Source organism: Sphingopyxis sp., from assembly GCF_036402335.1.
In the GTDB taxonomy this organism is placed as follows: Bacteria; Pseudomonadota; Alphaproteobacteria; order Sphingomonadales; family Sphingomonadaceae; genus Sphingopyxis.
On record NZ_DASWTD010000554.1, the window covers coordinates 1 to 2,996 of the forward strand.

The window sequence follows — 2,996 nt, forward strand, 5'->3', positions numbered from 1 at the left end:
GGTTCATGCGGATCGCGATCGTCTGCGCCGCCTGAAGGAAGCCTTTGGCGCGGTCGGTAAATTTCTCGAGGATCATTCAGAAAGCCCCTTTCTCGCCGAGCAAGATAGTGTTGCTATTGTGCAACACAAGGGGCCATCCGAGGTTCCGCAATACTCTATTCGCTGCGCGCCAACTGATCGAGCAGCCGCACGCCGAACCCGCTCATGCCCTTGGGAACGAGCGCGGTCGCCTTGTCGGCCTGATTGACCCCGGCGATGTCGAGGTGCGCCCATGGGGTCGCTTCGTCGACGAAAAAGCCGATGACATGGGCGCCGAGGCTCGCGCCCGGGCCCTGGCTCGGGGCGATATTGCGGATATCGGCGATGTCCGACTTCAGCTTCTCGGCGTAATTTTTGTGGAGCGGCATGCGCCAGAGTTCCTCGCCGCTCGCGGTCCCAGCGGCGAGCAGCGCGGCGGCGAGCTTTTCGTCGCGGGCGAACAAACCGGCATATTGGTCGTCGAGCGCGCCGACGATCGAACCGGTGAGCGTCGCGATATTGACGATTGCGCGCGGCTTGTAGCTGGCGGCGATATATTCGTTGGCGTCGGCGAGGACGAGGCGGCCCTCGGCGTCGCTGTTGAGCATCTCGATCGTCTTGCCCGACATGGTGCGGGTGATGTCGCCGGGTCGCTGGGCATTGCCGTCGGGCATATTCTCGGCGAGCGCGGCGACGGCGACGACATGCACCGGCGCCCTGGATTTGGCGAGCGACAGCGCGGCACCGACAACCGAGGCGGCACCCGACATATCACCCTTCATATCCCACATGCCCGCGCCGGGCTTGAGCGAAATGCCGCCCGAATCGAACGTAATGCCCTTGCCGATGAAGGCGACCGGCGCGTCGGGCGCGCCCGCGCCGCGATAGCGCACCGCGAGCAGGCGCGAGCCGCGCGGGCTGCCCTGCCCGACGCCGACGAGCGTGCCCATGCCGAGTTTGCGCATCGCGGCCTCGTCGAGCACTTCGATGCTGACCCCGGCAGTTCCGGCAAAGGCTTCGCGGACGCGCGCGACGAAGCTTTCGGGATAGATGACGTTTGCGGGTTCGTTTGCGAGGTCGCGCGACAGGCGCACGCCTTCGGCGAGCGGCTTCCAGCGGTTCGCGAAAGCGGCTTCGGCAGCTGAGGGATTGGCGCCGACGAGCGTCACCGCGCCAGTGGGCGGCGCCTTTTTGTCGACGGTCTTGTAGCGGTCGAAGCGATATTGGCCGAGCGCGAAGCCATAAGCCACGTCGGCGGCCGCGCCGTCGCCGAAGGCGCCTGCGATCGTCACCGGCTGCGCTTCGCTCTTCAGCTCCTGCGCCGCCTTGCCGCCGGCTTCGGCGAGCACGAGCGAAGCGGGTGCCGCGCCCGTGCCGACGAGCAGGATGCGGGCATGCGCTCCGATACCGCGCAGCGACAATGTCGTGCCGGCCTTGCCGTCGAAGCTTGCGGCCGCAATCGCCGCCGTGACCGCCTGGCGTTCGGCGGCGGTCAGCGCGACCCCGTCGAGCGGCGGGAGCGTGGCGTCGGTCATCACGACGACGAGCGCGGCGCCGGCCGGGGCGCTCGCCGCAAAGCCGATCGCCCGCTCGGCGCTGTTCGCCGCGGTCGCGGGAACGACGCCCGATCCTGCGACGGTCTGCGCCAGCGCGGCGGGTGCGACGCCGAGCGACAGGCAGGCGGAAAGGAGCAGGATTTTCATGCGCATGGTTCGATATTCCCCGTTGTTCAATGACCTGCACCTTGCATAGCCATGTGTCCCACGCCCGCAAATCCGCCTCGACGAACGACAGTTGCTTGCCATCGGACGACATGGCCGCCACAGATGCGCCGGACCAGGTGCGAAAGAGGACCAACGATGCTGCGACGGATTTTGCTGGGGTTCTTGCTGCTGCTGCTGCTCACCGCCGCTTCGCTCGCGCTCTGGGAGCCGCTGACCGCCGAAGCGCCCGCCGCGCCCGCCTTCAAGCCCACCGACGTTCGCATCGCGCGCGACAAGTTCGGCGTGCCGCATATCTTCGGGCGCACCGACGCCGACGTCGCTTACGGCGTCGCCTATGCCCATGCCGAGGATGACTTCTCGACCTTGCAGGAAGTGCTCGCGATGACGCGCGGCCGCGCCGGTGCGATGCTCGGCGAGGATGGTGCGAAGGTCGATTATGCCGAGGCGCTGCTCGATGTCCGGGCGACGACGAAGCGCGATTGGCCGCGGCTGCCCGAGGATGTGAAAAAGCTTTTCACGGCCTATGCGGCGGGGCTCAACCATTATGCCGACAAGCATCCGGACGAGGTGCGCCTGTCGGGGCTGTTCCCGGTCAGCGGTGAGGACGTCGTTGCGGGCTTCGTACTGCGGTCGCCCTTTTTCTTCGGGCTCGATTCGGTGCTGGGATCGCTCGTCGAGGACAAGCCGCTCGGCCGCGAGGGCGGCCCTGCGCTCGACAAGGCGGGCAAGCTGGTCCCGCGCGAGCTGACCCCGGTCGGCACCGACCCAGCCGATAACGGATCGAACGGCATGGCGGTTGCGCCGGCGCGGTCGACCGACGGTGCGACGCGGCTCGTGTCGAATTCGCACCAGCCGTGGACCGGCGGGGTCGCCTGGTACGAACTCGTCGTCCATTCGGAAGAGGGCTGGGACTTCGCGGGCGCGAACTTCCCCGGCTCGCCCTATCCCTTCCTCGGACATAACAAATATCTCGGCTGGACCAATACGGTGAACCGGCCCGACCTGATCGACGTCTACAAGCTCACGCTCGACGAGAGCGGCAAAAATTACCGCTTCGATGGTGCGTGGCGCCCGCTCGAGGAAAAGCGTATCTGGCTGAAGGTCAAGGTCGGCCCGTTCGTCCTGCCCGTGCCGCGCACCGTCTATCGCTCGGTCCACGGGCCTGTGGTGAAGAATGAAAAGGGCGCCTTCGCGAGCCGCTATGCGGGGATCGATCAGGCGAATATGGGCACCCAATATTACCGGCTGAACAAG

Annotated in this window: 2 protein-coding genes; one reads left to right on the forward strand and one right to left on the reverse strand. The window is 66.7% G+C overall.

The annotated features are described in order from the left end of the window. Positions 1–155 precede the first annotated feature (155 nt). On the reverse strand, positions 156–1,721 hold the full coding sequence (locus tag VGD20_RS18060; RefSeq protein ID WP_331135766.1) for a leucyl aminopeptidase: 1,566 nt from the start codon (positions 1,719–1,721) through the stop codon (positions 156–158). Between the two features lie 156 nt (positions 1,722–1,877). On the opposite strand from VGD20_RS18060, the gene VGD20_RS18065 reads away from it, so the two are divergent. Continuing rightward, positions 1,878–2,996 (forward strand): penicillin acylase family protein (locus VGD20_RS18065; protein WP_331135767.1); only part of this gene is annotated, 1,119 nt, incomplete at its 3' end.